Source organism: Sinorhizobium sp. KGO-5 (genome assembly GCF_036245905.1).
Lineage (GTDB): Bacteria > Pseudomonadota > Alphaproteobacteria > Rhizobiales > Rhizobiaceae > Sinorhizobium > Sinorhizobium meliloti_A.
The window spans coordinates 38,968-65,001 of sequence record NZ_BDIZ01000004.1 but is presented as its reverse complement, the minus strand read 5'-3'; the positions used below and the strand labels follow the sequence as shown (position 1 = coordinate 65,001).

The 26,034-nt window shown below is 63.4% G+C and carries 22 protein-coding genes; 10 read left to right on the top strand and 12 right to left on the bottom strand.

What is annotated here, in order from left to right:
* Nucleotides 1-186 precede the first annotated feature (186 nt).
* From BHD07_RS18670 to BHD07_RS18660, 3 genes are all read left to right on the top strand, one after another.
* Nucleotides 187-1,572 carry an aldehyde dehydrogenase family protein gene (locus BHD07_RS18670; protein WP_338282425.1) on the top strand — a complete coding sequence of 462 codons (1,386 nt, stop codon included), beginning with the start codon at nucleotides 187-189 and terminating at the stop codon, nucleotides 1,570-1,572.
* Nucleotides 1,569-2,714, top strand: a complete 1,146-nt coding sequence (locus tag BHD07_RS18665; RefSeq protein ID WP_100671725.1) for an iron-containing alcohol dehydrogenase — start codon at nucleotides 1,569-1,571, stop codon at nucleotides 2,712-2,714. The genes BHD07_RS18670 and BHD07_RS18665 overlap by 4 nt, the downstream gene beginning before the upstream one ends.
* A gap of 209 nt (nucleotides 2,715-2,923) precedes the next feature.
* A complete protein-coding gene (locus BHD07_RS18660; protein ID WP_003529183.1) occupies nucleotides 2,924-3,640 on the top strand; it encodes a ParA family protein in 717 nt (238 codons plus the stop codon).
* Between the two features lie 26 nt (nucleotides 3,641-3,666).
* On the opposite strand, the gene BHD07_RS18655 is transcribed toward BHD07_RS18660, so the two are convergent.
* Both BHD07_RS18655 and BHD07_RS18650 read right to left on the bottom strand, forming a co-directional pair.
* A complete protein-coding gene (locus BHD07_RS18655) occupies nucleotides 3,667-4,956 on the bottom strand; it encodes an NAD(P)/FAD-dependent oxidoreductase (protein ID WP_338282421.1) in 1,290 nt (429 codons plus the stop codon).
* A gap of 186 nt (nucleotides 4,957-5,142) precedes the next feature.
* Nucleotides 5,143-6,549, bottom strand: coding sequence for a L,D-transpeptidase family protein (locus tag BHD07_RS18650; protein ID WP_338282420.1), 1,407 nt, complete (start codon nucleotides 6,547-6,549; stop codon nucleotides 5,143-5,145).
* 167 nt (nucleotides 6,550-6,716) lie between these two features.
* On the opposite strand from BHD07_RS18650, the gene BHD07_RS18645 reads away from it, so the two are divergent.
* Complete coding sequence (locus BHD07_RS18645; protein WP_338282418.1) at nucleotides 6,717-7,556, top strand: DUF4432 family protein; 840 nt, start codon at nucleotides 6,717-6,719, stop codon at nucleotides 7,554-7,556.
* 69 nt (nucleotides 7,557-7,625) lie between these two features.
* Nucleotides 7,626-7,964 (top strand): TIGR01244 family sulfur transferase, encoded by a 339-nt coding sequence (locus BHD07_RS18640; protein WP_010969769.1) that lies wholly within the window; start codon nucleotides 7,626-7,628, stop codon nucleotides 7,962-7,964.
* Between the two features lie 35 nt (nucleotides 7,965-7,999).
* Here BHD07_RS18640 and BHD07_RS18635 read toward each other — a convergent pair whose 3' ends face one another.
* The 3 genes from BHD07_RS18635 to BHD07_RS18625 are packed head-to-tail and all read right to left on the bottom strand — an operon-like array spanning nucleotide 8,000 to nucleotide 11,576.
* The gene (locus tag BHD07_RS18635; protein ID WP_275597635.1) at nucleotides 8,000-9,646 is read right to left on the bottom strand and encodes a thiamine pyrophosphate-binding protein; all 1,647 of its coding nucleotides are present in this window, start codon (nucleotides 9,644-9,646) and stop codon (nucleotides 8,000-8,002) included.
* Nucleotides 9,647-9,681: 35 nt separating this feature from the next.
* Nucleotides 9,682-10,635 carry a DMT family transporter gene (locus tag BHD07_RS18630; RefSeq protein ID WP_338282409.1) on the bottom strand — a complete coding sequence of 318 codons (954 nt, stop codon included), beginning with the start codon at nucleotides 10,633-10,635 and terminating at the stop codon, nucleotides 9,682-9,684.
* Nucleotides 10,632-11,576 carry an alpha/beta hydrolase gene (locus BHD07_RS18625; protein ID WP_338282408.1) on the bottom strand — a complete coding sequence of 315 codons (945 nt, stop codon included), beginning with the start codon at nucleotides 11,574-11,576 and terminating at the stop codon, nucleotides 10,632-10,634. Before BHD07_RS18625 ends, BHD07_RS18630 begins: the two co-directional genes overlap by 4 nt.
* Nucleotides 11,577-11,765: 189 nt before the next feature.
* Here BHD07_RS18625 and BHD07_RS18620 point away from each other — a divergent pair, with 189 nt between their 5' ends.
* The 4 genes from BHD07_RS18620 to metF all read left to right on the top strand — a co-directional run bounded on the left by BHD07_RS18620 (nucleotide 11,766) and on the right by metF (nucleotide 16,772).
* Nucleotides 11,766-12,533 carry a ribonuclease T2 gene (locus tag BHD07_RS18620; RefSeq protein WP_275597638.1) on the top strand — a complete coding sequence of 256 codons (768 nt, stop codon included), beginning with the start codon at nucleotides 11,766-11,768 and terminating at the stop codon, nucleotides 12,531-12,533.
* Nucleotides 12,534-12,661: 128 nt separating this feature from the next.
* Nucleotides 12,662-14,311, top strand: a complete 1,650-nt coding sequence (ettA, locus tag BHD07_RS18615) for an energy-dependent translational throttle protein EttA (protein ID WP_338282405.1) — start codon at nucleotides 12,662-12,664, stop codon at nucleotides 14,309-14,311.
* A gap of 494 nt (nucleotides 14,312-14,805) precedes the next feature.
* Entirely contained in the window at nucleotides 14,806-15,828 is a 1,023-nt protein-coding gene (locus BHD07_RS18610) for an ArsR/SmtB family transcription factor (protein WP_100671716.1), read from the top strand.
* Between the two features lie 2 nt (nucleotides 15,829-15,830).
* On the top strand, nucleotides 15,831-16,772 hold the full coding sequence (gene metF, locus BHD07_RS18605) for a methylenetetrahydrofolate reductase [NAD(P)H] (protein WP_338282403.1): 942 nt from the start codon (nucleotides 15,831-15,833) through the stop codon (nucleotides 16,770-16,772).
* Nucleotides 16,773-17,304: 532 nt separating this feature from the next.
* On the opposite strand, the gene BHD07_RS18600 is transcribed toward metF, so the two are convergent.
* From BHD07_RS18600 to BHD07_RS18580, 5 genes are all read right to left on the bottom strand, one after another.
* Complete coding sequence (locus BHD07_RS18600; protein ID WP_338282401.1) at nucleotides 17,305-18,249, bottom strand: DMT family transporter; 945 nt, start codon at nucleotides 18,247-18,249, stop codon at nucleotides 17,305-17,307.
* A 211-nt stretch (nucleotides 18,250-18,460) separates the two neighbouring features.
* Nucleotides 18,461-19,678 carry a lytic murein transglycosylase gene (locus tag BHD07_RS18595; protein ID WP_338282399.1) on the bottom strand — a complete coding sequence of 406 codons (1,218 nt, stop codon included), beginning with the start codon at nucleotides 19,676-19,678 and terminating at the stop codon, nucleotides 18,461-18,463.
* Between the two features lie 136 nt (nucleotides 19,679-19,814).
* Complete coding sequence (locus tag BHD07_RS18590) at nucleotides 19,815-20,600, bottom strand: glycoside hydrolase family 25 protein (protein WP_338282398.1); 786 nt, start codon at nucleotides 20,598-20,600, stop codon at nucleotides 19,815-19,817.
* Nucleotides 20,601-20,761: 161 nt separating this feature from the next.
* Nucleotides 20,762-21,427: a class I SAM-dependent methyltransferase gene (locus BHD07_RS18585; RefSeq protein ID WP_338282395.1), complete on the bottom strand. Its 666-nt coding sequence runs from the start codon at nucleotides 21,425-21,427 to the stop codon at nucleotides 20,762-20,764.
* Nucleotides 21,424-22,674, bottom strand: coding sequence for a DUF3419 family protein (locus BHD07_RS18580; protein ID WP_338282393.1), 1,251 nt, complete (start codon nucleotides 22,672-22,674; stop codon nucleotides 21,424-21,426). The genes BHD07_RS18585 and BHD07_RS18580 overlap by 4 nt, the downstream gene beginning before the upstream one ends.
* 167 nt (nucleotides 22,675-22,841) lie before the next feature.
* Between BHD07_RS18580 and BHD07_RS18575 the strand changes: the two genes are divergently transcribed.
* Entirely contained in the window at nucleotides 22,842-24,203 is a 1,362-nt protein-coding gene (locus BHD07_RS18575; RefSeq protein WP_338282392.1) for a serine hydrolase domain-containing protein, read from the top strand.
* A 37-nt stretch (nucleotides 24,204-24,240) separates the two neighbouring features.
* On the opposite strand, the gene BHD07_RS18570 is transcribed toward BHD07_RS18575, so the two are convergent.
* The gene (locus BHD07_RS18570) at nucleotides 24,241-25,245 is read right to left on the bottom strand and encodes a transglycosylase SLT domain-containing protein (RefSeq protein WP_338282390.1); all 1,005 of its coding nucleotides are present in this window, start codon (nucleotides 25,243-25,245) and stop codon (nucleotides 24,241-24,243) included.
* Nucleotides 25,246-25,378: 133 nt separating this feature from the next.
* A complete protein-coding gene (locus BHD07_RS18565; RefSeq protein WP_018095470.1) occupies nucleotides 25,379-26,014 on the bottom strand; it encodes a LysE family translocator in 636 nt (211 codons plus the stop codon).
* Nucleotides 26,015-26,034 lie beyond the last annotated feature (20 nt).

The following is a 26,034-nucleotide window of genomic DNA, read 5'->3' as shown; positions in this document are numbered from 1 at the left end:
CCCCTCCACAATCCCTCCCCACGAGGGGGATGGGCTACGTTGCGGCACCCTCCTATCGAAAGCCGATGCCTCCACAAGGAGCATGGCCGAATTACCGTGCGGAGCGGTGCCGCAGGTCAAGCCCCGCCCTCGCGTGGGAAGGGTTGGGAGGGGAGTTCATTGTGAAATGAGAACAGGAAGACGATCATGACGATGATCCGATGTGTTTCGCCGGTCGACGGCGAGGTTTATGCCGAGCGCCCGGCAATGCCGCTGGAGATGGCGAGGCAGGCCGTGGCACATGCGCGCCTCGCGCAGAAGGCCTGGGCCAGGCGCCCGCTCGATGAACGTGTGAAGCTGGTGCTTGCCGGCGTGGCACGCCTCAACGAGATGGTCGACGAGGTGGTGCCGGAGCTCGCCTGGCAGATGGGCCGGCCGGTGCGCTATGGCGGCGAATTCAAGGGATTCAACGAGCGCTCCAATTACGTCGCCTCGATCGCGGCCGATGCGCTGAAGCCGCTCGTCGTGGAGGAGAGCGACCGCTTCGAGCGGCGCATCGCGCGCGAGCCGCATGGCGTCGTCTTCGTCATCGCTCCGTGGAACTATCCCTATATGACCGCGATCAACACGGTCGCGCCGGCGCTGATGGCCGGCAATACCGTGATCCTCAAGCACGCCAGCCAGACGATCCTCGTCGGCGAGCGCATGGTGCGCGCCTTCATCGAGGCGGGCGTTCCGGCGGACGTTTTCCAGAACCTGTTCCTGGATCACGACACGACGGCGGCGCTGATTGCCGCCAAGAGCTTCGACTTCATCAACTTCACCGGATCGGTCGAAGGCGGCCGGTCGATCGAGCGGGCGGCGGCCGGCACCTTTACCGGCCTCGGCCTCGAACTCGGCGGCAAGGATCCTGGCTATGTGATGGAGGATGCCGACCTCGACGCGGCCGTCGACACGCTGATGGACGGCGCGACCTACAATTCCGGCCAGTGCTGCTGCGGCATCGAGCGCATCTATGTGCATGAGTCGCTCTATGACGCCTTTGTCGAGAAATCGGTCGCCTGGGCGTCCAATTACAAGCTCGGCAATCCACTCGATGCGGAGACGACGCTCGGTCCGATGGCAAACAAGCGCTTTGCGGCAACGGTGCGCAATCAGATCGCCGATGCGATCTCCAGGGGTGCCAAGGCGCTGATCGACCCGAAGCTCTTCCCGCAGGACGATGGCGGTGCCTATCTGGCGCCGCAAGTCCTTGTCGACGTCGATCACTCCATGGAGTTCATGCGCGAGGAAACCTTCGGGCCGGCCGTGGGCATCATGAAGGTGAAGAGCGACGCCGAGGCGATCGAATTGATGAACGACAGCCGGTACGGTCTTACCGCGTCGCTCTGGACGAAGGATGCGGAGCGCGCGGCCCGGATCGGCAGTGAGCTCGAAACCGGCACGGTTTTCATGAATCGCGCCGACTATCTCGATCCGGCGCTGTGCTGGACCGGCGTCAAGGAGACCGGCCGGGGCGGCTCGCTCTCGGTGCTCGGCTTCCACAACCTCACCCGCCCGAAATCCTATCACCTCAAGAAAGTGACCGCATGACCATCACCGCCAACTGGAGCTATCCGACCGCCGTCAAATTCGGCGCCGGCCGGATCAAGGAGCTTGCCGACCACTGCAAGGCGCTCGGCATCAAGAAGCCGCTGCTCATAACGGATCGCGGACTTGCCCCGATGGCGATCACGCAGCAGGCGCTCGATATTCTGGAAGCGGGTGGGCTCGGACGCGCGATCTTCGCGGACGTCGATCCGAACCCCAACGACAGGAACCTCGAAGCCGGCGTGAAAGCGTTCCGTGACGGCGGCCATGACGGCGTCGTCGCCTTCGGCGGCGGCTCGGGCCTGGACCTCGGCAAGTGCGTCGCATTCATGGCCGGCCAGACGCGGCCGGTCTGGGACTTCGAGGATATCGGCGACTGGTGGACCCGGGCGAGCGTCGAAGGTATCGCGCCGATCGTCGCCGTTCCGACGACCGCCGGCACCGGGTCAGAAGTCGGGCGCGCCAGCGTCATCACCAATTCGGCAAGTCATGTGAAGAAGGTGATCTTCCATCCGAAGTTCCTTCCTGGCGTCACGATCTGCGATCCGGAATTGACGGTCGGCATGCCCAAGGCGATCACCGCCGGCACGGGCATGGACGCCTTTGCCCATTGCCTCGAAGCCTATTCGTCTCCCTTCTATCACCCGATGTCGGCAGGTATCGCCCTCGAGGGCATGCGGCTCGTCAAGGAATACCTGCCGCGCGCCTATAAGGACGGCACGGATCTCGAAGCCCGTGCCAATATGATGAGCGCGGCGGCCATGGGGGCGGTTGCATTCCAGAAGGGCCTCGGCGCGATCCACTCGCTGTCGCATCCCGTCGGCGCGATCTACAACACCCATCACGGCATGACCAACGCCGTGGTGATGCCCCCGGTCCTGCGGTTCAACCGCTCCGCGATCGAGGAGAAGATCGGTCGCGCCGCCGCCTATCTCGGCATTGCGGGCGGTTTCGACGGTTTCTATGACTATGTGCTGCAGCTCCGGGAGGAACTCGGCGTTCCCGACAAGCTGTCGGCGCTTGGTGTCGGCACGGACCGTATCGACGAGATGGCCGAGATGGCGATCGTCGATCCGACGGCCGGCGGCAATCCCGTCGAACTGACGCTCGATGCTGCCAAAAAGCTGTTCGCCGAATGCATTTGACGGGAGCCGTCGTTAATTTTTTCGAGCCCGGAAAACCCATGTTTTCCGGGCTTTTTCGTTGCTCTTCAACGGAAAATGCGCCCCACGGTTAACTTTTGGGGGCCAAAAGTTTCCATTTCGTTAACCATGTTCTGCAAGGTTCTATTAAGGAAACCGCGCGCCGGGCATCGCTCGGCGGACCGGAAACGAGCAAGGACGAGGTGAGAGAAATGGCGGTCATCACATTCGCCAATGCAAAGGGCGGTGCGGGAAAGACGACCGCGGCGCTGATCCTGTCGACGGAACTGGCGAGGCAGGGAAACCGCGTCGTGGTACTGGACGCCGATCCGCAGCGCTGGATCACGAGCTGGTCCGAAGTGTCCGGCCGTGTCGCCAATCTCGAGGTGATTTCGCACGTCACTCCGGCTTCGCTTCCCTGTCATATCCGCGAACTCAAGGGTGAGGCCGATTTCATCGTCATCGACCTCGCCGGAGCCAAGGACGCGATCGTCGCGTTGGCGCTGGGGCTGTCCGATCACGTGCTGATACCGGTTCAGGGCTGTGCCATGGATGCGCGGGGGGCCGTACAGATTCTTGAACTTATCCGCCATATCGGAGAGAAGGCGAGGGTACGCATCAACCACTCGGTCGTGTTGACGCGCGTCAATTCGCTGGTGACCACGCGAGCGCTGCAGACGATCAAGGCGCTGCTCGCCTCCCGCGGCGTTTCGGTCCTCGACACGCCGATCGTCGAGCGTGTTGCCTATCGCGAAATCTTCGAGTGCGGCGGCACCCTGCAGATGATGGACCCGAACAGGGTCAGCAATCTCGACAAGGCGCGCGAAAACGCCTACGCGCTTGCCGCCGAGGTGCAGAACCTGCTCCCCGTGACCGCACGCCGCGCCCTGATGTCCCGCCTGCGCTCGGCTTTGCCGCGGGCGGCGTAGCGATCGATCGCGAAGGGCGTTGCCGTTCAGAACCGTTTATCGATGAAATGCTTGGCCTGGGCGCCGGCGTGGTAGAAGACGGATTTCAGGGTCCGCCACGGATCCGGCGTGACCGGCGTCTCGGCAAGCGGGATCGCGGACGTGTCGCCGGTGACGTGACGGGCAAGCGCGCGGCCGAAGACCGTACCTGGGGCTATGCCGCGGCCGTTATATCCGCTGATCGATACGACATTCGGGGCGAGCACATGCATGGCCGGCAGATTGTTCGTGGTCATGCCGATGCGGCCGTCCCACCAATATTCGAAGCGGAAATCCCCGATAAAGGGGAAGAGCTTGCGCACGGACCGGGCGGCGAAGGCCCGGTGTGTGCCCGCGGCGATCGCATCGAGCCTGCCGATCGATCCGAAAATCAGCCGGTTCTGCTTGTCCATGCGGAAGGAGGTCATCACCAGCCCCGTGTCCCAGGCCCCCTGCCGTTCGGGCAATATGCGCTCGGCCACGTTGTCGGGCAGCGGATTGGTCGCGAACTGGAAATAGGGAAGGATCGTCAGCTCCTGCCGATACTCCTTCCATGGGACATCGGTGACAAGGCCTCCATAGGCGTTGGTCGCTAAAATGACGTGACGGGCCGTGACCGTCCCCCGCCCGGTCTTCAATTTCCAGAGATCGCCTTGGCGGCTGGCTCCAAGGAGGGGGGTATCGGTGAAGATTTCGGCGCCGACGGCAAGCGCTGCACGGGCCAATCCCCGCGCATAGGCGAGCGGCTGTATCGTTCCGGCGCGACGGTCGAGCAGTGCGCCTGTGAAGCACTCGGCCCCTGAAAGCGCGTGCGCCTTTTCTGCCGAAAGCACCTCAACCGGAGCACCGCGTTTTTTCCATTGCGCCTCGCGCTCCCGGATTTCCTTGAGCCCTTCCGCGCCGACCGACATATGCAGCGTGCCGTTGCGAACGGCTTCGCATTCGATTCCATGTTTCGCAACGAGATCATAGACGAATGACGGGCCGTCGCCGAGTTCGTCGAGAAGCCGATTGCCCGCGGCTGCTCCGAGCGTTGCAATCAGGTCGTCGGGCTGCACCCACATGCCGGCATTGACCAGGCCGACATTGCGGCCCGAACCCCCGAAGCCGATCATCCGCGATTCGATCACCGCCGTCCTGACGCCTGTCTCGGCCAGATGAAGCGCGGCCGAAAGGCCAGTGAAACCACCTCCGACGATCGCCACCTCGACCGCCAGGTCGCCTGCTAGCGGAGCGGTGCGCGGAGCGGCCGGTGCCGTCGCATGCCAGAGATTGGGGAGAGCACGCTCCGTTGCCATCGCGGACAGTTCCTTAGAGTCAGGGGTGTTTCGCCTGTGATAAAGGCAATGCGTCGGAGTTTTTCATGACAATGTTTCATGATGTCATGAGGCTGCTGCGCCGGCAGGGCTATATGGCATTCGAGGCAGCTCAAGCGTGTCGCGATCATGCGCATTCACGCGGCACGCTTGGCCGATTGTCGTGCGTCAGTCGACGAATTCGACCGTGACGCCAGTGCTCACCATCTTGCCGAGTTCGGTCGCATCCCAGTTGGTAAGGCGGACGCAGCCATGGCTCTGGGTCTTGCCGATCTTCGACGGCTCCGGTGTCCCGTGAATGCCGTAGGTCGGCTTCGACAGTGCGATCCAGACGGTGCCCACCGGGCCGTTCGGACCCGGCTGCAATTGCAGGATCCTGTCGTTCGCGCCCTGCTGGAAGTTGATCTTCGGGTTATAGGTATAACCAGGATCGAAGGCGATACGCTCGACATGCACGGTCCCGGAAGGCGACGGCGTGTCGGAGGAGCCGATTGTGGCCGGATAGGCGGCGATCAGTTTCCCCGCTTCGTCGTAGGCGAGCACCTGCTTGCGGGCCTTGTCCGCGAGGATGCGCGCCACCTTGCCCTTCTTGTTCGGGCCGGGATTGACGACCTTGATCGTTGTGCCGGGAATTGAAAAATCGGCACCGGGATTGAGCTCGCGCAGATAGGCCTCGTCCATGTGGAACTTTTCGCCGAGCATCTCCGTCACCGACGTGAACGACAGATGCGGCAGCTGCGCCTTGTGTGCGTAATCTTCCGGGATGGAGGCGACAAAGGGGCCGGCCGCATCCGCGGCGGTGATCGTGTAGGTCGTAATCGGCAAGCCGCCGTTGAAGCGCAGCCGCTCGAGAATGTCTTCGGTATTGTTCGGATCGAGCGTTTCGCCCGTTGCCTGCTGCCAGGCTTCAATGGCCTTGGTGACGTTCGAGCCCATCTTGCCGTCGATCACGCCGGGAGAATAGCCTTCGCGGTCGAGGAAGACCTGCAGGGCAGCGATCTCGGCGCGCGACTTTCCCCTCACCGTCATGGCCGGCGGCATCGGCTGTGCCAGCGGGTCATTGTATTGCGGATCGTAGGCAGCCTCCTCACGATCGGAGAGCGAGGGAAGGCTGTTGGGCAGATCCTCGCGCTCGACCGGAGCGGGCGCAATATCGCGATATTCGGGGATGGCGCCGGTAAACTCGCCGGGCTCCGAATAGCCGTAACCGCGATCGCGGGGATCGGGATAGCCATCGCGCCCGTATTGGCGGCGCCGCTGTCCGCGACCATAGCCGTCATTCGGCACGACGGTGGCGACGATATTGCCCCACGGATCCACGAGCACCGTGCGTCCGCGCCGGTCGCGCATGGCGTGAACCTCGGCCTCTCCGGGGATATAGTCGAGAATGTCGCCCTCGGGGGTGACGAGCATCACGTCGCCGCCGCCCCAATAGCCACCATAGGCATCCTGTGCGTTGGCGGGCGCAAGCTCCACGGCGATGAGGGCGAATGCTGCGAAGAGCGAAAGGCCGGTGCGGGTCGCGGGCGTCACTAGGGAACCTGTCTTCATGGCGGTTGCTTTGCGGCGGTACATACCGATTTGGACGTTAATGTGAAAAAAGTGAATTCATCATGAACAGCCGGTTAAATTAGTTAGGCCAACATCCTGCCCATTGCAACGCTCGCCGAAATGGCCCGGTTCCGAGGCTTCGACTATCATGGATTCTCTGCCTGATTCCGGGCTCCTTCTGAGGAGGTGAAATGCGGACCACCTTGAACGCGGCCGATGGCGCCGCGATCCACCTCCTGTTCGACCCGTCCTCGGCACTCGATGTCGCGGCCTTCGTCGTCGGCGGCGTCGACCTGTCGCCCGGCGCGGCGATCCCCTCGGACGGCGATCCGCGGATCGACCGCGCGCTTGCGGGTTTCCTGTTCACCTGCGGTCCTGAGCACATTCGTCATCCCGAGGCTCTGGAAGGCGGCGCCGGCGCCTATTATCCCCTGCATGGTTCGCTCGCCGGAACGCCTGTCAGCCGGACCGAGATGTGCGGGGCAGGCGATCGCCGTACTGCGGTGACCGAAGTCGATCTCGCCTGCGGCGGCCGAGCGGCCATAGAGCGGCTCTGGCAAGTCGATGCGGCCGCGCACGCCGTGACGCTTGCCGACCGCGTCGTCAACATCGGTTCGTCGGCCTTTGCGCCGATGATGATGTATCACATGAACATCGCGGGCCGGCTGCTCGGCGAGATGACGCGGATCGAAAGCCCGTCGGTCGACGGCGGATCGCTTCCCTGGCGCTTCGGCGAGGGGGATAGCGCGCATTTCTGCCGGCCTGCCGTTGCCTGTGACGGATGGTCGGAGGTGGCGCTGACCGCAATGCCGGGTCTTCACGGGCGTGCACTCCGTGTGCGGTTCCGGACCGAGACGCTGCCGTTCCTGCAGATGTGGCGCTGTCAGCGCGGCGGCGCCAACGTCGTCAGCATCGAACCGGCCTCGCATCGCCTGGCGAAACGGCCCGAACTTGCCGCAAACGGGGAGCTTGGTGCTCTTAAGCCCGGTCAGTCGCGTGAATATCGCCTGGCTTTCACCGTCTCCCGATGACGCCTTCTCGATTGACGCCGCCCGGCGCCGGGCCTAAATCAGGGCAACGCTTTTCTTGAGGGACGCCACATGGACATTCGCCAGATCAACGATGAGTACTCGGTTTCGGGCCAGATCACCGTCGACGACCTCGACGAGATCAAGGCGCTCGGCTTCAAGTCCATCGTCTGTCATCGCCCGGATTTCGAGGCCCCCGATCAGCCGACCTTCGACGCCATCGCGGCACGTGCCCAGGAACTCGGGCTGGAGATCACCCATATCCCGGTCGGCCCGATGGGCGTGACCGCGGACGCGGTCAAGAGCATGGTCGACGCACTGGACGAGTTCCAGCGACCGATGCTCGGCTATTGCCGCTCCGGCGCCCGCTCCACCGCAGTCTATCAGCAGACGCTGCACATTCGGGGCTGAGGCGGGCCCGGCTGCAGCCGGGCCACCAAATGCACTCACCCGTTCCGGATTTCGCTCAGCGTCCGCGTCGGCGTGATCGCTTCCGGATCGAGCTTGATCTCGATGATAGCCGGCTTGCCGCTCTCACGCGCCCGCAGGAAGGCGCCTGCAAATTCTTCCGTCCTCGCCACCGTTTCGCCGTGGCCGCCATAGGCGCGGGCGAGCGCTGCGAAATCCGGGTTCGTCAGATCCGTCGCGCTGACGCGGCCGGGATATTCGCGCTCCTGGTGCATGCGGATCGTACCGTAGATACCGTTGTTGACGACGAGCACGATGATGGGGAGTTCGTAGCGGACGGCGGTCGCGAACTCCTGGCCGTGCATGAGGAAACAGCCGTCCCCGGCAAAGCAGACCACCTCGCGGTCGGGATGCAGATGCTTGGCCGCGACTGCGGCCGGCAGGCCGTAGCCCATCGAACCGGAAGCGGGAGCAGCCTGCGTCCCGTAACGCCGGAAACGGTGGAAGCGATGGAGCCAGGTGGCGTAGTTGCCTGCACCGTTGGTGAAGATCGTCTCCGGCCTCGTATTCGCCTCCAACCAGTTCACGATCGGGCCCATCTGCACGTCGCCCGGTCCCTTTTCCGGCGGCGTCGACCATTTGAGGTAGGCCGCATGCATTTCCCCGGTGCGGGCGGACCAATGGGGCTCGGCCGAAGGCGTCAGGCTCGAGAGCGCCGCGACGAAGTCGCGCGGGCTCGCGGCAATTGCGAGGTCCGGACGGTAGACCCGGCCGAGCTCGCCCGGATCCGGATGGACATGCACCAGGGTCTGCCTGGGGTAGGGGACGTCGATCAGCGTGTAGCCGGAGGAAGGCATCTCCGAGAACCGCCCGCCGACGAGGAGGACGAGGTCGGCATCCCGGATCTCGCCTGCCAGCGACGGATTGATGCCGATGCCGACATCGCCCGCATAGTTCGGATGCAGGTGGTCGAAAAGCATCTGGCGGCGGAAGGAGCAGCCGACAGGCAGCTGCCAACGCTCGGCGAAGCTCTGGAATCCGGCTACGGACTCGGCGGACCAGCGGGTACCGCCGAGAATGGCGATCGGCCTTTTCGCGGTGGAGAGAAGCTCTGCAAGCTGGGAGATCTGGCCTGGGCCGGGGTGACTTTCCACCGGCCGGTAAGCGCGTGCGGCCGGTGCTTCGGCGCTCTGTGTCAGCATGTCTTCCGGCAAGGTCAGGACCACGGGGCCGGGACGGCCGGACGTCGCGACGGCGAAGGCGCGCGTCACGAATTCCGGGATGCGCGCCGGATCGTCGATTTCGCCGACCCATTTTGCGACTTCGGTAAAGGCCCGGCGATACTCGATTTCCTGAAAAGCCTCCCGCTCGCGGGCGTCGCGCTGCACCTGGCCGATGAAGAGGATCATCGGAACCGAATCCTGCCGGGCCACGTGGAGGCCGGCGGAGGCATTGGTCGCGCCGGGGCCGCGGGTGACCATGCAGATGCCGGGCTCGCCCGTCAGCCGGCCCCAGGCATCCGCCATCATTGCGGCCCCGCCCTCCTGCCGACAGACGACGACCTCGATGTCGGCGTCGTAAAGCGCATCGAGCACCGCCAGATAGCTTTCTCCCGGTACGCAAGAGATGCGCTTCACCCCGTTTGCGGCAAGCGCCTCCACCACCAGTTGTCCGCCCGTTTTCATGTGCACCTCCCAAATGCTGTCCTGTTTCGCCGCTGTCAGATCGCCGGCGACACCGGCGCGATACCCGCCGTCTTCTGCACCTGTCGCTCGCGCCAGATGATATAAAGTCCTGAGCCGATGATGATCGCGATCCCCAGCCATTTCAGCGCGTCCGGCAGATCGCCGAAGACGAGCCAGCCGAAAATCGTCGCCGAGACGATCTCGAGATATTGCAGCGGCGCGAGCACCGAGGCCGGCGCCGCCCGATAGGCATAGACGCCGAGCACGCCGGAGATCGTCGCGGTGACGCCGACTCCCAACAGATAATACCAGGCGCGGCCGTCCGGCCAGACCGGATCGAAGACGCTCGATCCGCTGCCCTCGCCGAACCAGAGCAGCGCGAGACAGAAGAGGCCTCCCCAGATGCCGGCATGGAACTGCATCGACCAGGGGTCCTCGTTCTGCGCGACCATGCGCGTCACGAGCAGGAAAACGGCGAGACCGAAGGCGGCGACGATCGGCAGAAGCGCGACCCAACCAACTTCCTGCATGCTCGGCTGGATGACGAGCAGCGAACCGAGGAAGCCGACAGCGCAGGCGGTATAACGGCGCCAGCCGATCGTCTCCTTCAGGAAAATGCTGCCGAGAATGGTGAGGATGATCGGTTCCACGAAGAAGATGGCGATGGCATCGGCCACCTCCATGACCTTCAGCGTGGTGATGAAGGAAAGCATGGTCACCACCAAAAGGCCGCCGCGCAGCGCATGCAGCGCACTCTTGCGCCAGGTGAGATCGAACAGCGTGCCGCGCAGAAGGACGATCGGCAGGATGAAGACGATCTGCAGCAGGAAGCGTGCCGCCGTGATCTCGGCCGAGGGAACCGTCGCTATGGCGAGCTTCGAGAAGACGTCGATCAGCGGCGACAGCAACACCGAAAGGACCATCAGCGTCAGGCCGTAGGAGATCCGGTTGTGGTCGATTGCCGCCTTGGAAAGGGAGAGCTCGCTCATGGACGGTGCCGCTTTCCCCCGACTGCCTTCCTGCACCAGGCGGCGAACTCCGTCATCGCTTTTTCCCGTCCGATCTCGTTCAGCGTTTCGTGGCGCATGCCCTCGTGAATTGCGATCGTGACATCCGTCATGCCCCGCGCTTTCATGCGGTTGCCCAGCCAGCGAACGGCCTCTCCGTTGAGGGTGGAAGGATCGGCGCTGCCGCCGACGAGGTGAACCGGCAGGCTTGACGGTAGCCGCCACAGCCGGTCGGAGCGGGCCCCGGCAAAGGCGAAGGCGAATACGTCGAGCCACAGCGATACGGTCGGGTCGAAACCACAGAGCGGATCTTCGAGATATTTGGCAACCTCGCTTCTATCGCGCGAGAGCCAATCGAAATCGGTCTGCCGGTCGGCGATGCTGGTGCTCCAGGCACCGAAGGTGAGTTTCGTCACGAGCGGACTTGGCACGTCCGAACCCTTCAGCATCTTCTCGATCGCCAGCAGCAACTGGCCGCCGCGCCCGGCAAGGCCGGGCCGGAAATTGGAGTTCCACACAGCAAGCGCGTCGTAGAGTTCCGGATCGGTTTCGGCGGCGTTAAGCGCGATCAGGCCGCCCATCGAATGGCCGAACAGCACGACCGGCAGGCCGGGATGGCTGGCCACCGCCATATCGCGGAGCGCGCGGAGATCCGCGACGACCTTGGCAGCGCCATCCCGCTGCGCGAACATGGCGGGACACGCATCGGGGGCACAGCTCGTGCCGTGGCCGCGGTGGTCATGGGCGTAGACGTGGAAACCTTGGCCGGCCATGGCTTCGGCAAAGCGGGCATAGCGGCCGGAATGCTCGGCAAGGCCGTGGCTGATGACGAGAATGCCTTGCGGTTCACCCGCGGCGCCGAGATGGCGCCAGCCGAGCGTCGCGCCGGTCGGGCTTCGATGCGTCCTCACCTGCCCGAACATGCCATGCGCTCTCCCCCACTTGCGGATGCCGTGCGGATATCAAATCGATTTGGGTGGGAAAGGCAACCGCAGCTTGTTGCTCGTTGCGCATGAGATCACAACGAATCCGCAGATGCGATTCAGGGTTGCAATTTTCCCGTATATGGCGTTATTTGTTCCTGTTTTGTTTCCTTTAGAGGGTTTGGGGCAATGAAGACAAGGGCGATGATGCATCTGATCAGGTTGGCGGCGCTGGCGCTGGGTTTGGCGAATGCGCCCCTCGCTGCGGCTCAGGAGAGTGAGGCGAGCGAGGGCGAAACCGGCGCGGGAAGGACGGAATATGTCCTCGCCGTGAGCTGGCAGCCGGGATTCTGCGAGACGCGGCCCGATCGCAAGGAATGCGTCGATCAGACCGCGGATCGCTTCGACGCCACGAATTTCTCGCTTCATGGACTATGGCCGCTCAAGAAGAGCTATTGCGGCGTGGAAGCGGATCTGAAAGCGCGCGACCGCAAGGGCGATTGGCTGGAACTGCCGGAAGTCGCCATGGGGGACGAGACGGCCAAGCGCCTGCTCGTCGCCATGCCGGGCGTCATGTCCGGTCTGGACCGGCACCAATGGCTGCGCAACGGTACCTGCCAGACGGCAAATGCCGAGGACTATTTCGCGCTGCAGCTCCGGCTTCTGGACGAGCTCAACCGGTCGGCGGTGCGTGCGCTCTTCGCCGGCGGGATCGGCAGGGAACTCGACGAAAAACAGATCAAGCAGGCCTTCGACCAGACTTTCGGGGCGGGGGCCGGAGACCGGGTGCGCATGCGTTGCCAGTCGGTGAACGGCCGCGACGTGATTACCGGGCTGACGATCGGGCTCTCGGGCGACCTCTCGGGCAAAGCCGAGCTGGCGGATTTGATCCAGGCGGCGGGGCCGACGGAATTCAAATGCGCAAAGGGGGTCGCAGACGCTGCCGGGCGGGGCTGATCCGGACCGCAATTCGCATTGAGGAAGCGGCGGGGGAGCGTGGGGGCAAGGGCCTTTGGCGTTGCCCCGCCACCATAATTCGCCTACATAGCGGGCAAAATTCCCTTCCGATGCGGAGCATTTCCTTTATGGCACGTCAATTCATCTATCACATGGCCGGGCTGAACAAGGCCTACGGCAACAAGAAGGTCCTCGAGAACATCCATCTCTCCTTCTATCCGGAGGCGAAGATCGGCATTCTCGGCCCGAACGGGGCCGGTAAGTCGACCGTGCTCCGGATCATGGCCGGCCTTGATACCGAATATACCGGTGAGGCCTGGGTCGCCGAAGGTGCGAGGGTCGGCTATCTCGCACAGGAGCCGCAACTCGATCCTCAGAAGAACGTGCTCGATAACGTGATGGAAGGGGTGGCTGCCAAGAAGGCGATCCTCGACCGCTACAACGAGCTGATGATGAACTATTCCGACGAAACCGCGGAAGAGGGCGCCAAGCTCCAGGACGTCATCGACAGCCAGAACCTCTGGGACCTCGACAGTCAGGTGGAAATGGCGATGGAAGCGTTGCGTTGCCCTCCGGGCGATGCGGAGGTCACCAATCTCTCCGGCGGCGAGAAGCGCCGCGTGGCGCTTTGCAAGCTTCTGCTGTCGCAGCCCGAACTGCTTCTGCTCGACGAACCGACCAACCACCTCGACGCGGAAACGATCGCCTGGCTCGAAAAACACCTGCGCGAATATCCGGGCGCCGTGCTGATGGTCACGCACGATCGCTACTTCCTCGACAACGTCACAGGCTGGATTCTCGAACTCGACCGCGGACGGGGCATTCCCTATGAGGGCAACTACTCCGCCTATCTGCAGGCGAAGGCCAAGCGCATGGCGCAGGAAGGACGCGAAGAGGCTGCCCGCCAGAAGGCCATCAGCCGCGAGCAGGAGTGGATCTCTTCGAGCCCCAAGGCCCGCCAGGCGAAGTCCAAGGCTCGTATTCGCGCCTATGACGAGCTGGTCGAGGCGGCTGCGGACCGGCGTCCGGGCGATGCGCAGATCGTCATTCCCGTGGGCGAACGACTGGGGCAGGTGGTCATCGAGGCGGAGAATATTTCCAAGGGTTATGGCGACCAGCTGCTGATCGAAGGCCTGAGCTTCAAGCTGCCGCCGGGCGGCATCGTCGGCGTCATCGGCCCGAACGGCGCCGGTAAGACGACGCTCTTCCGCATGATCACCGGGCAGGAGCAGCCCGACGACGGTTCCATCCGGATCGGAGACAGCGTGCAGCTCGCCTATGTCGACCAGAGCCGCGATGCGCTCGACGCCAACAAGACGGTCTGGGAAGAAATCTCGGGCGGCAACGACATCATCAAGCTCGGCAAGCACGAGGTCAACTCGCGGGCCTATTGCTCGACCTTCAACTTCAAGGGCGGCGATCAGCAGCAGAAGGTCGGCACGCTTTCGGGCGGACAGCGTAACCGCGTTCACCTTGCCAAGATGCTGAAGTCCGGCGGCAACGTCGTCCTGCTCGATGAACCGACCAACGACCTCGACACCGAGACCCTGGCCGCACTGGAAGATGCGCTGGAAAACTTCGCCGGTTGCGCTGTTATCATCAGCCACGACCGCATGTTCCTCGACCGCCTTGCCACCCATATCCTCGCCTTCGAGGGCGACAGCCACGTCGAGTGGTTCGAAGGCAATTTCGAGGATTATGAAAAGGACAAGATCCGCCGCCTCGGCCCGGACTCGGTCAACCCGAAGCGCGTAACCTACAAGCGCCTGACGCGTTGACCGTCATAGGTTTGCGGCGGCGCATCGCTGACGGCGTTCTTTGAGTCTGTACATCCAGCGAAGGCGGCCTCTCCCGGTCGCCATCGCCGGGCTTCGCCGCCGTAATCCTCGGGGCTTGACCCGAGGATCCGTTCACAAGCCACCGATACGCAAACAGGCGGCGTTACGCGCAGTCCCGTTGCATGCACCGCGTCATCCACGGAGTTCGGCTCCTATGCCCGGCGTGTGGATCCTCCGGTCCAGGCAGAGGATGACTGTCGGGGTCACGGCTGAGGATGAATGTCGGGGCCGAGGCAGAGGGGGTCGACGGGCAGAGCCGCTCCCCAAGCGTTCTGAAATCTCCACAAATCGTAGCGCGCCATTTGTCGGCCGGGCGACCGCAAGGTCCGGCCGTTCTATCCTCCAGGCGCCATTCTATTGCCTCTATGCGCAAATCTCTTGCGCAGCTGTCACAAATCACATAAACATATCTTTATGTGTTGATGGGGAAGGCTATGGCTGATCGGGAAACGCTTGGTTTGGATGCGCTGGTCGACGTCCTGAAGGCGGCGGGCGAGCCGACGCGCCTGCGCCTGCTGGCCCTTCTCTCGGCCGGTGACCTGACGGTCACCGATCTTACCGAAATTCTCGGGCAATCGCAGCCGCGCATTTCCCGTCATCTGAAATTGTTGGCCGAGGTCGCGCTCATCGATCGCTATCAGGAAGGCGCCTGGGCCTATTTCCGCCTGCGGCAGGAGGGCCGTCGCGTCGCGCTGATCCGCGAGCTTCTCGCATCGGCCGCAGCCGACGATGCAATTCTGGCCAGGGATGCCATCCGCCTTGCCACGTTGAAGAGAACCCGCGCGGAGAAGGCGCAGGCCTATTTCAGCCGCAACGCCGCCGAATGGGACAAGCTCAGACGTCTGCACATCGCCGAAGGCGACGTCGAGGCGGCGCTCAAGGCGATGGTCGGCGACGAGCCGGTCGACAGCCTGCTCGACCTCGGCACAGGAACCGGACGTATTCTGCAGCTCTTCGAGGGTATCTACCGCCGCGGGATCGGGGTCGACGCCAGCCGCGACATGCTGGCGGTCGCGCGGTCCAACCTGGACAAGGCCGGCATCACCAAGGCGTCGATCCGCCACGGCGACATCTTCAACCTGCCGCTTGATGGTCAATCCTTCGATCTCGTCACGATCCATCAGGTGCTGCATTATCTCGAGGAGCCCGAGGCGGCGATTGCCGAGGCGGCGCGCATGCTCGTCCCGGGCGGCCGGCTCGTGATCATCGATTTCGCGCCGCACGGGCTTGAACACCTGCGTGACGACCATGCCCATGCGCGCCTGGGCTTTTCGCACCAGACAATGAGCGAATGGCTGCAGAAGGCCGATCTTTCGCTCGAGAAGACGACCGATCTTGCGCCGGAAGGCGGGCAGGAGGGGAAGCTGACTGTCACCATCTGGCTGGCGCGCGATCAGCGCGCGGTCGAAACCGTTGCCGACTTGCCGCGCCAGCGCCTTCATGCAGGGGGAGTTTGAGAATGAACGGACGGACGCCTTATCCCGTGGACTGCGACGGTCTTAGATTTTCCTTCGAGTACTTCCCTCCGAAGAACGACGAGATGGAGGCGCAACTCTTTCAGACCGTCACGGCTCTCGCCGTCTTCGCGCCCGCCTTCGTCACCGTGACCTACGGTGCCGGCGGGTCGACCAAGGCGCGCTCCCTGACGACGGTCAAGCGGATGATCGGGGAGATGGAGATCCGGAATACGGCCGCGCATCTCACTTGCGTCGGCGCGCCGAAGGCGGAGGTGGATGCGGTCATCGACGAGTTCGTCGCCTGCGGGGTGCGCCATTTCGTGGCTTTGAGGGGTGATCCGCAAGGCGGTATCGGCAGCGTCTACGAGCCTTTCCCGGGCGGCTACGAAAATGCCGCCGCCCTCGTCGAGGCCCTGCGGGCGCGCGGCGATTTCGAGATCTCCGTCTCCGCCTATCCGGAAAAGCATCCGGAGAGCCCCGACGTCGCTGCCGACATAGACATGCTGAAGCGCAAGGTCGACAATGGCGCAACGCGCGCGCTTACGCAGTTCTTCTTCGACAATGACGACTTCGAGCGCTATCTGGAACGCGTAAGGCGCGCGGGCATCGCGATACCGATCGTACCCGGCATATTGCCGATCAATAATCTCACCCAGGTGCAGAAATTTGCCGGTCTTTGCGGCGCCAGAGTTCCGGAGTCGCTCGTTTCGCGGCTGAGCCCTCTTGACGATCAGCCGGAAGGGCGTTTCCGGGAGGCGGCCCATATCGCGGCCGAACAGATCACCGATCTCGTCCGGCGCGGCGTCAGCGATTTCCACCTCTACACGATGAACCGCCCGCAGCTCATCACTGCCGTTTGCGAACTGATGGGCTATGATCCGGAACTCGCGCCGGCTCAGCCCGCAGACACGGACCGCCCGGTCCGGGCGGTCGCGAGGGCATGACGGCCGACCTCGGATAAGCAGCACCATAGCGAAAGCCCATGAATGCCGCAGCATTCATGGGCTTTCTGATTGTTGCAGCCTGTCGAACTATTGCGCCTGAGCGGCGGTGAGACCTTGCTGCAAAATGGATTTTCCGGAAATTAAAGTCCCCGTTTCGGCTGGACTGTCAGTGGCCCTGAATCACACGAAAAGCATTACGGCCACGAATGCGAACGCTGCACTGATCATAAGGACGTTCAACGAGTGTGTAAGTCCCATAAGCTGATCCTCCCTGCGTTGACGGGTAAAACATAGGGCGAAAAAACGGCATGTGAAAGCGAAACTTGTGCTGCACTGCGAAATTTCCTATCTCCGATTTTTTCATGAATACATGTAATATGTTGAAAACAATCAACTATTTAGAATGCCACATTTTATTCACAATTCCTGCCAGGAGGTTAATGTAAACATCTGTAACGCTGCGTGAGTGTGTGAAAAAGTCGGTGAATCAGTCTACCGGCGCCCGCCGGGCGGATCGTGGCGCGCGGAATGGTCACCGTCCGGCGGAATATCCGAGCTTCAGGACGCGCCCATCCAGGATCGCCAGGCCGACGGCGATGAGCAGCATGCCCCCGATATCCGTCGCCTGCAGTATTTCTCCCAGGAAGAGATAGCCGAGCAGGATGGCGCTTGGCGGGACGAGCAGCGTTACCAGCGAGGTGTTGGTGGCGCCCGCTTCAGCCATGATGCGGAAGAACAGGATATAGGCATAGGCGGTTGAAACGAGCGCCAGTCCGAGGATCGCGAGCACGGTCGTGAGCGGCGGCATGGGCAGGGTCCATGGCATGTCGACGAGAACCGCGACCGGCAGCATGATGAGTGTCGATGCGGTCAATTGCCCGGCGGCCGTCACCGGCGCGGCCAGATTGCGGAAGCGTTTGCCGTAAGAAGCGGAAAAGCCGTAGCTGACTGCCGCCAGGACCGGCAGGACCAGCGCCCAGAGCGGCACGTCGCCGGCAGCGCCGAAGAGGCCGGCAAGCGCACTCGGCCCTATGAGCACGACGGTACCGGCAAGCCCGAGCAGGCAACCGCTGAACTTCGCGGTGCTCAGCTTTTCATCCTCGGTCGCGACATTCGCGATGAGCACCGTCCAGACCGGCGTCGTGGCGTTGAGGATTGCAGCGAGACCGGCGCCGATATGCGTCTGGCCGAGAAAGATGAACGCATGCGGAATGGCGTTGTTGATGAGCCCCATGAGCAGGAACTCGCGCCAGCGCTCGGCGAGCGCCGGATATATGCCGTGTCGCCCGCGAAGATAGAGATGCAGGGCGAGGGCAGCGAGGCCGAGACGCAAAAGCACGAGCGTGAAAGGCGGCACATGGGCAACGGCCACCCGGGCGAAGAAGAAGGAACCGCCCCAGATGAGACCGAGCAGCCCGAGCAGTGCCCAGAGGCGCATGGTCATGTGGGCGCTGATGGAATTTGCGGGTGAAGCCATATCTTGCCTGCGCAGCAGCTGCCGCATCGGCCCGAAATCGGACGATTTCGGAAAGCACGATGCGTCGACCGAATAAGTTGGAGCGCACTTCGTGCGCCCATCCGGAACGACCGCGCTCTAAGCCGGAATAGGAGCCCGACAATTCAGAATTGCGCAAGCAGTATTGCGGCGAAGCGGGTGTCGCCACCCGCTTCTTGCGTCCTGCCAAAGGTTAAAGCGCCTCCAGCAGGCCCGGTGTTGCCCAGCCGTCGGCGGGAAGGCCGAGCTTCAACTGCTCCTTCTGCAGTGCGGCCCGCGTGCCCGAGCCGAGAATGCCGTCGATCTTGCCGACGTCATGACCAAGCGCCTGCAATCTGGTCTGCAGGGCTTTCATCTCGGCGTCGCCGAGCCCCGGTTCCGGATTGCCCTGCTGATAGGGAGGCGCACCGGCAAGCCGGGTCGCGAAATAGGCGGCGGAGGTCGTGTAGATGAAGGACTGATTCCACTCGAGATAGATCTTGAAGTTCGGGTAGGTCAGGAAAGCGGCGCCTTTGCGGCCTTGAGGGAGAACCAGCGAGGCTTCGAGCCCACTGTTGGAGGTGTTGCCGTCACGCGGCGTGACACCGAGTGCGAACCAGTCGCCGGCGGTCATGCCGGACTGCAGGCCCGTCTTCTCCCAAGGCAGTTGCTCCGGGACGCGGACCTCCTGAATCCACGGCTCGCCGCGCTTGAAGCCCAGGCTCTGGATGAATTTCGCCGCCGTCAGAATGGCATCCGGAGAACTCTTCTTGAGATTGACATGGCCGTCGCCGTCGCCGTCGACGCCATAGGCGATGATGTCCTCAGGCAGCATCTGTACCTGGCCGATCTCGCCCGCCCATGCGCCCGTGGTCGTCGCGGGATCGAGATCGCCGTGCTGCACCATCTCGATTGCAGCGAGAAGCTGCGGCCGGAACATTTCCGGGCGGCGGCAGTCATGCGCCAGCGTCACCAGCGCGTTGCGCGTATTGAAATCGCCCTGCACGGCGCCGAAGTCGGTTTCCATCGCCCAGAATGCGGTGATCACGGGCGCCGGTATGCCGAATTCCTGCTCGGCCCGGTCAAAGACGTCGGCATATTCCCGCATCTTCTGCGCACCGATGTCGAGGCGCGACTTGCTGACGGTTCGCTTCGAAAATTCGGTGAAGGTCTGCTTGAACACGCCCTGGGTGCGGTCGCGGCTGAGCACCTTCTGGTCGATCGCGGCGCCTGCGAGGGCCCGATCGGCGACGTCTGCGGGAATGCCCTTGGCGACCGCTTCGGCCTTGACGCCCTCCAGAAAGGAGCCGAGGTCGCCGCCGCACGCGGCGGCTGGGTTTCCCGACTGAGCCGGAGCTTGCGCCAGGGCCGGCGTGCCGGCGATGGCAAGGAATCCGAGGGAGAGAAGGGCTTTGCGCGCTGTGCCTGTCATTACAATTCCTTTCCGTGGCCGGCCGCACGGAATGCCGCCGGGCCCGAAGTCTGTCGAGAATGAAATCTATCGATGCTCTCTCAGAGCATTATGACCGAATGAAGAAAATGCGGACCATGCCGCCCCGTCCTCCGGTCTATCTTGCCTGCGAGACGGTCGCGACCCACTTCTGCCAGTTCCTAGTGGAACCGGCGAAGGCGTTGATGTCCGTGCTGCCCTGAATGCCGGGGATCACGCCGGTGCTGGTATATTGCCAAAAGGCCCAGCGGCGTTCGACGTAGATGTCCTTTGGGTGCTTGGCTACCGAGCGCACCCAGAAATGATAGTCGTTGAAGGCGCCGACCAGATTGTCGCGGTGAAAGTCGACGGACGTGTAGATGATCGGCCGTTTGCCGTAATGGGCCTCGAGCCGGTCCATGAACCGCTTCATTTCGGACCGCACGGTGTCCGGCGCCGGCCGGTAGCGGCAGGTCTTCGATTCGCCGTTCCATTCGACATCCAGGACGGGCGGCAGGTGGACGGCGCTCTTCGGCACGTTGGCAATGAACCAGTCGGCCTGGGCGTCGGCGGTGGAGCAGAAATAATAGAAATGATAGGGCGCGTAGGCGAGGCCGACGGCGCGCGCCTGCTGCCAATATTCGTGGAAGCGCGAGTCCACCCGGTCCTTGCCTTCGGTTGCCTTGATGAACGCGAAGGACACGCCGGAATTCTTGACCTTTCGCCAATCGATGTCGCCGTTCCACTTGGAGACGTCGATTCCGTGAACGCTGTGATGGTGCGGCGTGCGGCCGCCGAAATCCTGCGGATCCGTATCGTGGAAGCGCGGCTGAATGGAGGCCGTCTTGACGAGGTCGTAATCGGTGGAGGTACAGGAAGAGAGAATGGAGGCGATGGGCAGCAATGCCAGGAGAAGCCGGCGCATGGGGGTTCCGTTTCGAGACGAACGACGATCCTGCCTCACGCGATGGTTTCCATGATTGGTGATGTCCCCCAGGGAGGCGTGACCTCCTTTTCACCATATCATCGTAAAAATTGCGTTAGCTCAAGTGGGAATTGCAGCCGAATGCTTTCCGCCATCGTCCGCTACGGTGCCGCGCGGCGATAGACGGCGAGCCAGGCATAATCTCGTCCGAGCGATCTGACCTCGAGCGCCGCTCCGTCTCTCTCGGCCCTTTTGCGCATCGCGTCGAAAAGCGATTCGCGCGGCGTGACGTGGAAACGTCCGAGCCAGGCTTGGAGGAGGCGGCGGAAGCCGGCCGGCCAACCTTCCTGCTGGCCGAAATCGACGATATGCAGCGAGCCGCCCGGCTTGAGCGCGGCAATCGCGGCGTCGACCGCCTTTTCCCATTCGGGAACCATGGAAAGGGCGTAGGAGATGACGATCCGGTCGAAACCTTCCTGATCGAAGGAGGCGGCGGTGAAGTTCGTCGCGTCGGCGACCCGCAACACTGCGTCCGCCCGATTTTGGCGCCGGAGCTTGGCTTTGGCGGTCGCCAGCATTTCGGCCGAGATATCGAGGCCGAAGAGGCGCGCACCGGGGTAGAGTTCCCCGAGCACGGCGAGATTGCGGCCCGTGCCGCAACCGACTTCCAGCACGGATGCACCCGGCGGCGGGTTCAATTCACGGATCAGCGTGTCACGGCCGAAGAGATAGTATTTGCGCGTGAAATCATAGATGTACCGCTGATAGCGATACATGCGGTCCATGAGGTGAGCCTGGCTTTCATTCACAGTCTGCACGGCGCTCATGCTTTCTTCCGGTAGATGTGGAAGCCGCCATAGATCGCCGACCGGTCCTCGGCGCCGAGCCTCATCGAGCTCTCGGCATCGTAGTGCCACTGATCGAGGAGCGTGGTGGAGAGGCGCCCCGGCAGGATGCTCGCTTCCGCCGCCGTGCGGAAGATCACCGCCGCGCCGACGTCGGCGGTGCGGGTGATCTCCGTCCAGAGATCGTTCAGCTGCTGGTCGGTCATCCAGTCCTGTGCGTCGAGGAGCACGTAGCGGTCGACGGAGGCGGCGGGCTTGCCGGCGAGAAGCTCGGTGAAGCTCGCATGGTGGATCTCGACGCGCTCCGCATTGTGGCGAATCGCTTCGTATCGCGATGCCTGAAGATAAGGCGGCAACTCGCCCTCGTCCGGCCGCGGGTAGCGCCGCGCAAAGGCCTGCCAGGCGAAGTAGTTATCGCGCAAGGGGAAATGACAGGTCAGCTTTTCCAGGCGATTGCGCAGCACCGCGGCGACGGATTTCTCCCTGCTCAGGCTCGCGAGTTCGTCGAACTGCTGCGGCGGGATGCCGAGGCCGAAAAGGGAGCTCTTGCGGCTGGTGATCCACCGGATGACCGGACGCTCGAAGAGCGGAGCGAGCTTGTCGTCGAAGAACTGCCGCTGCTCGCGCATGGAGCGCGCCTTTGCGAAGTCTTCAGGATTGACGCCATGCAGCCGTGCGAGAACATGGCTCGCGGCAATGAAGCGGCCGAGCAGGCCGGTACGGTAAATGTTGCGCCCGAAGACGCCGATGCGCCGGCGGCCGGTGATATCCCGGCCGTTCCAATAGGCGCGGGTTGCCGGATCGAGCTTCGGAGCGAGGAACACGTCGTAAGCCTGGCCATTCGTGCGCGTACCTTCGACGGCGAGGAACCGCACCACGTCCTTGTGGTTCGGCAGGTGGCGAAAGGCCGAAAGCTTCAGCCGGTTGAGCGCGATGTGATGGGGATTGAGATCGACCACGTCTATCCGGGCAGGCGCGGCCGAGAGGTAGGTCAGCATGTTGCAGCCGCCGGAACCGATCGTCACGATCCGATGTCCGGGGCGGATCTGCATCGCTTCCATGTCGACAATCGGATCCTCCCAGATCTGCGGGTAGACGAGTCCGGAAAAGAGCAGACCGAACAGGCGTTCGGAGAGACCGGCGGGGGAGAGCGGTTTATGCTGCAGGAGTGCGCTTTTCAGTTTCGGATTCTTCTTGCCGAAGCCGGCATCCGGGGCGAAGTCGGTCATCTTGCCTATCGTCCAGTTGAAACTGAGCCGCTTCTAAGGTGACTCGGCTACACTTTGATGACGAGGTTTCGCACAGGGGCTCGCAGGGATTCGGGTATTGCCACTCATCCGACTGGTCAGACGGGCGAAAGCGCAGTAGCACTTATGCGAAGAGCGGGAGGGCGAGAATGAAGGGTCTTCTGAAGGCGCTTGGCGGACTGGGGGCGGCCGCGCTCGTGGGCCTCGTCGGTTGGCTGGCGCTGTTTCCGCCTGAACTCCTCAAGGTGGGAGACGGCTATGCCGCCAAGATCGTCTGCTCCAACGTGTTCCTCGCCGGACGCGATCCGCAGGAAGTGCTGGCGCAGGACGTGCAGGCGCCCGGGCACCCGCTGCTGAAGCTCGTGCGCGTTTCGGTCGATCGGGAAGAGCAGAGCGTGACGGCGCGTATCCTGGGCTTTGCCGCACCCGGCCGCGCCGTCTACCGTCCGGGCAGCGGTTGCGCCAATGTGAGCGGAGGCAGCGCCGAGGCCATCGCGGGGATGCGCGGGACCGAGTCGGCGACGGCGCCTCTCGCCCACGATCCTGGCGTCGACTGGCCGGACGGGGACAAGCCGGACATCGACGCGGCCATTCAAATGCTTGTCGAAGATCCGGCACTGGCAGGTCCGGGCATGCGCGCAATCGTGGTCGTCAGGGATGGCAGGCTGGTCGCGGAAACCTATGCGGCGGGCTTCGACCGGAACACGCCCCTGCTCGGCTGGTCCATGACGAAGTCCGTGACGGCGGCGATCATCGGCCGGCGCATTGCCGAAGGGCGGATGGATCTGGCCCGGACCGATCTGGTGACCGAATGGAACGGCGACGAGCGAGCTCGCATCAAGCTGACCGATCTTCTCGCGATGCAGAGCGGGCTCGATTTCAACGAGGATTACGGCGACGTCACGGACGTGACGCGCATGCTCTATCTGGAAAGCGACATGGCCGGCTTCGTCGCCTCGAAGCCTCTGGAGGCGGCTCCGGGCACGAAATTCGCCTATTCGAGCGGCACGAGCAATCTTCTGTCCCGGCTCTGGATGGAGACATTCGACGATCCGGCCGAAGCGCTTTCCTATCCGCGCGAGGCGCTCTTCGCTCCCCTCGGGATGACGAGCGCCGTGATGGAGACGGATGCAAGCGGAACCTTCGTCGGCTCTTCCTACATGTATGCGTCGGCGCCGGACTGGGCGCGCTTCGCGGAGTTTCTGCTTCAGGACGGAAGCTGGAAGGGGAGGCGGCTCCTGCCGGAAGGTTACGTATCCTTCATGCGCACGCCGACTGCGGCTTCCGGCGGCGACTACGGGGCCGGCCAGGTCTGGCTCAAGGAAAACGGTATCCGCGCCGGAACGGCGAATTTCCCGCCCGACACGTTCTGGATGCTTGGACATGACGGGCAGGCGATCATGATCGTCCCCTCGCTTCGCCTCGCGGTCGTCCGCCTGGGACTGACACCGTCGCGCCTCGGCTACGATGTGCAGAAGCTGAATGCGAGGATAATCGACGCGCTCGATTGAGCGATGTCCGGCAGACAGGCCAGCCGCTCGGCGCGGCTTACCTCATATTCAGCTCGTCGAGCATGCCCTTGCGCTTGGCATGGTAATAATAGCCGCTGGCATAGAGCCTTACCGCGCCGTCGTGCTGGTTGTCGGCAACCATCCACGCTCCGCGCAGATACTTGGTCGCGTATTTGAGGTTGGTTTCCGCGTCGAAGAGCCCTTCGGCCGGGCCCTCATAGCCGAGACCCTTGGCCGTGTTATAGCGGATCTGCATCAACCCGAAATTGCCTTTGCTGTAGGCGCGGGGGTTGTAGTTGCTCTCGCGCCTGACCACTCGGTGCACCAGCTCGAGCGGCAGACCGTTCAGTTCGGCATAATATTTGATCAGCCTGTCAAGCTCCGGCCGCGAGCTGGTCGGTGCTTTTCCGGACTTCAGCGAATCGGGGATGACGCTTGCGACCGCGCCGACTGCGGTGCCGAACACGCCCGTCTTCGGGCGCTCCGTCGGAACGATCATGCGCTTGGCGACAAGCGTTTCCAGACCGACCGGCTCGCCGGTGTCGAAATCCGATTCCCACGAGGCGGCAACCCCGATAAGCGGGGCGGACTGATGCCCGGCGCCTTTCTCGGGGACCGGCGGCGCGGCTGCCGGGGAGGTGCCTGCCGAGGCGGGTGTCGCCATCGCTACTTCAAAGGGCTGCGCGGGTTTGGCCGCCGGCACGGCGACCGACTGGGGAGCCGCGAAAGCGAGGGTCGTGTCTGTCGCGGGCGCCGTCTTCGTTTCGCCAGCGAAATCAGTTCCTGCGGCGCTTGCCGGCGCCGCCGACGAGGTTTGTGCGGTCAATGCGGCCGAGGTGCTCGCCGTTGCGCCGACCGGCGCGGGCAGTGCGTAAGCCGTCGTCTCCGTTCCCGGCTTCGGCAGTGGCGTAACGGTCTGCACGGCCGTTAACTCCGCAAGCGACGTATGCTCGACCGTGGAACACCCGGAAGCAACAGCGACGGAAACAAGGGACACGGCGGCAAGTGCCCGCTTCGAAAGGGGAATACGGAATTTCGCCATGCTGTCACTTTCGTGCTTCTGGGCCCCGTAGCCCCTGCAAATCAGCGGTTGCCACCCCGCCGCGCTTGAATCTCCATTAACCTATGCCGCCGGTTGCGGCAAGCGCGTGAGAGCATTTCAGAGACTGCTCATGTCACGTCGTGGCGCGCTTCAGACCCGCCGTCAGCAGGCCGGCGCCGATGAGCAGCGAACCACCGAGGCGATTGACGATGCGCCGGACATTCGGCTTGCGGATGGTGCTTCCGGCCGCGGCAGCAAGCCAGGCATAAAGCGCCGCGTTGATCGTGGCGAGTATCAGGAATGTCGTCTCGAAGATCGCCATCTGCGCGAAAAGCGGCCGCGACAGATCGAGGAACTGGGGCAGGAAGGCGACGAAGAAGAGAATGCTCTTCGGGTTGAGTGCGGTCACCGCATAGGTGTGAACGAAGATCCGCAGCGGCCTTTCTGCAGGACTCGTTTCAAGGGTGCTCCCGCTGTCGTTGCCGACCGGCGCCTTCCAGAGCTTGATGCCGAGCCAGACGAGATAGGCGGCGCCGACCCACTTCAGCACGGTGAAAATCGCCGCCGAGGTTGCAAGCAGGGCACCGAGGCCGAGCATCGACGCCGTCATTGCGGTGAAATCGCCAAGAGCCACACCAGCCACGGTCGCCCCCGCGATCTTGCGGCCGTGGCCGAGCGCATAGGATATGACGAGAAGGATCGTGGGGCCGGGAATCGCAAGCAGCACCGCAGATGCGGCGGCGAAGGCGAACCAGTGTTCGAAGGACATGAGTGGGCTCCGCGGTTGAA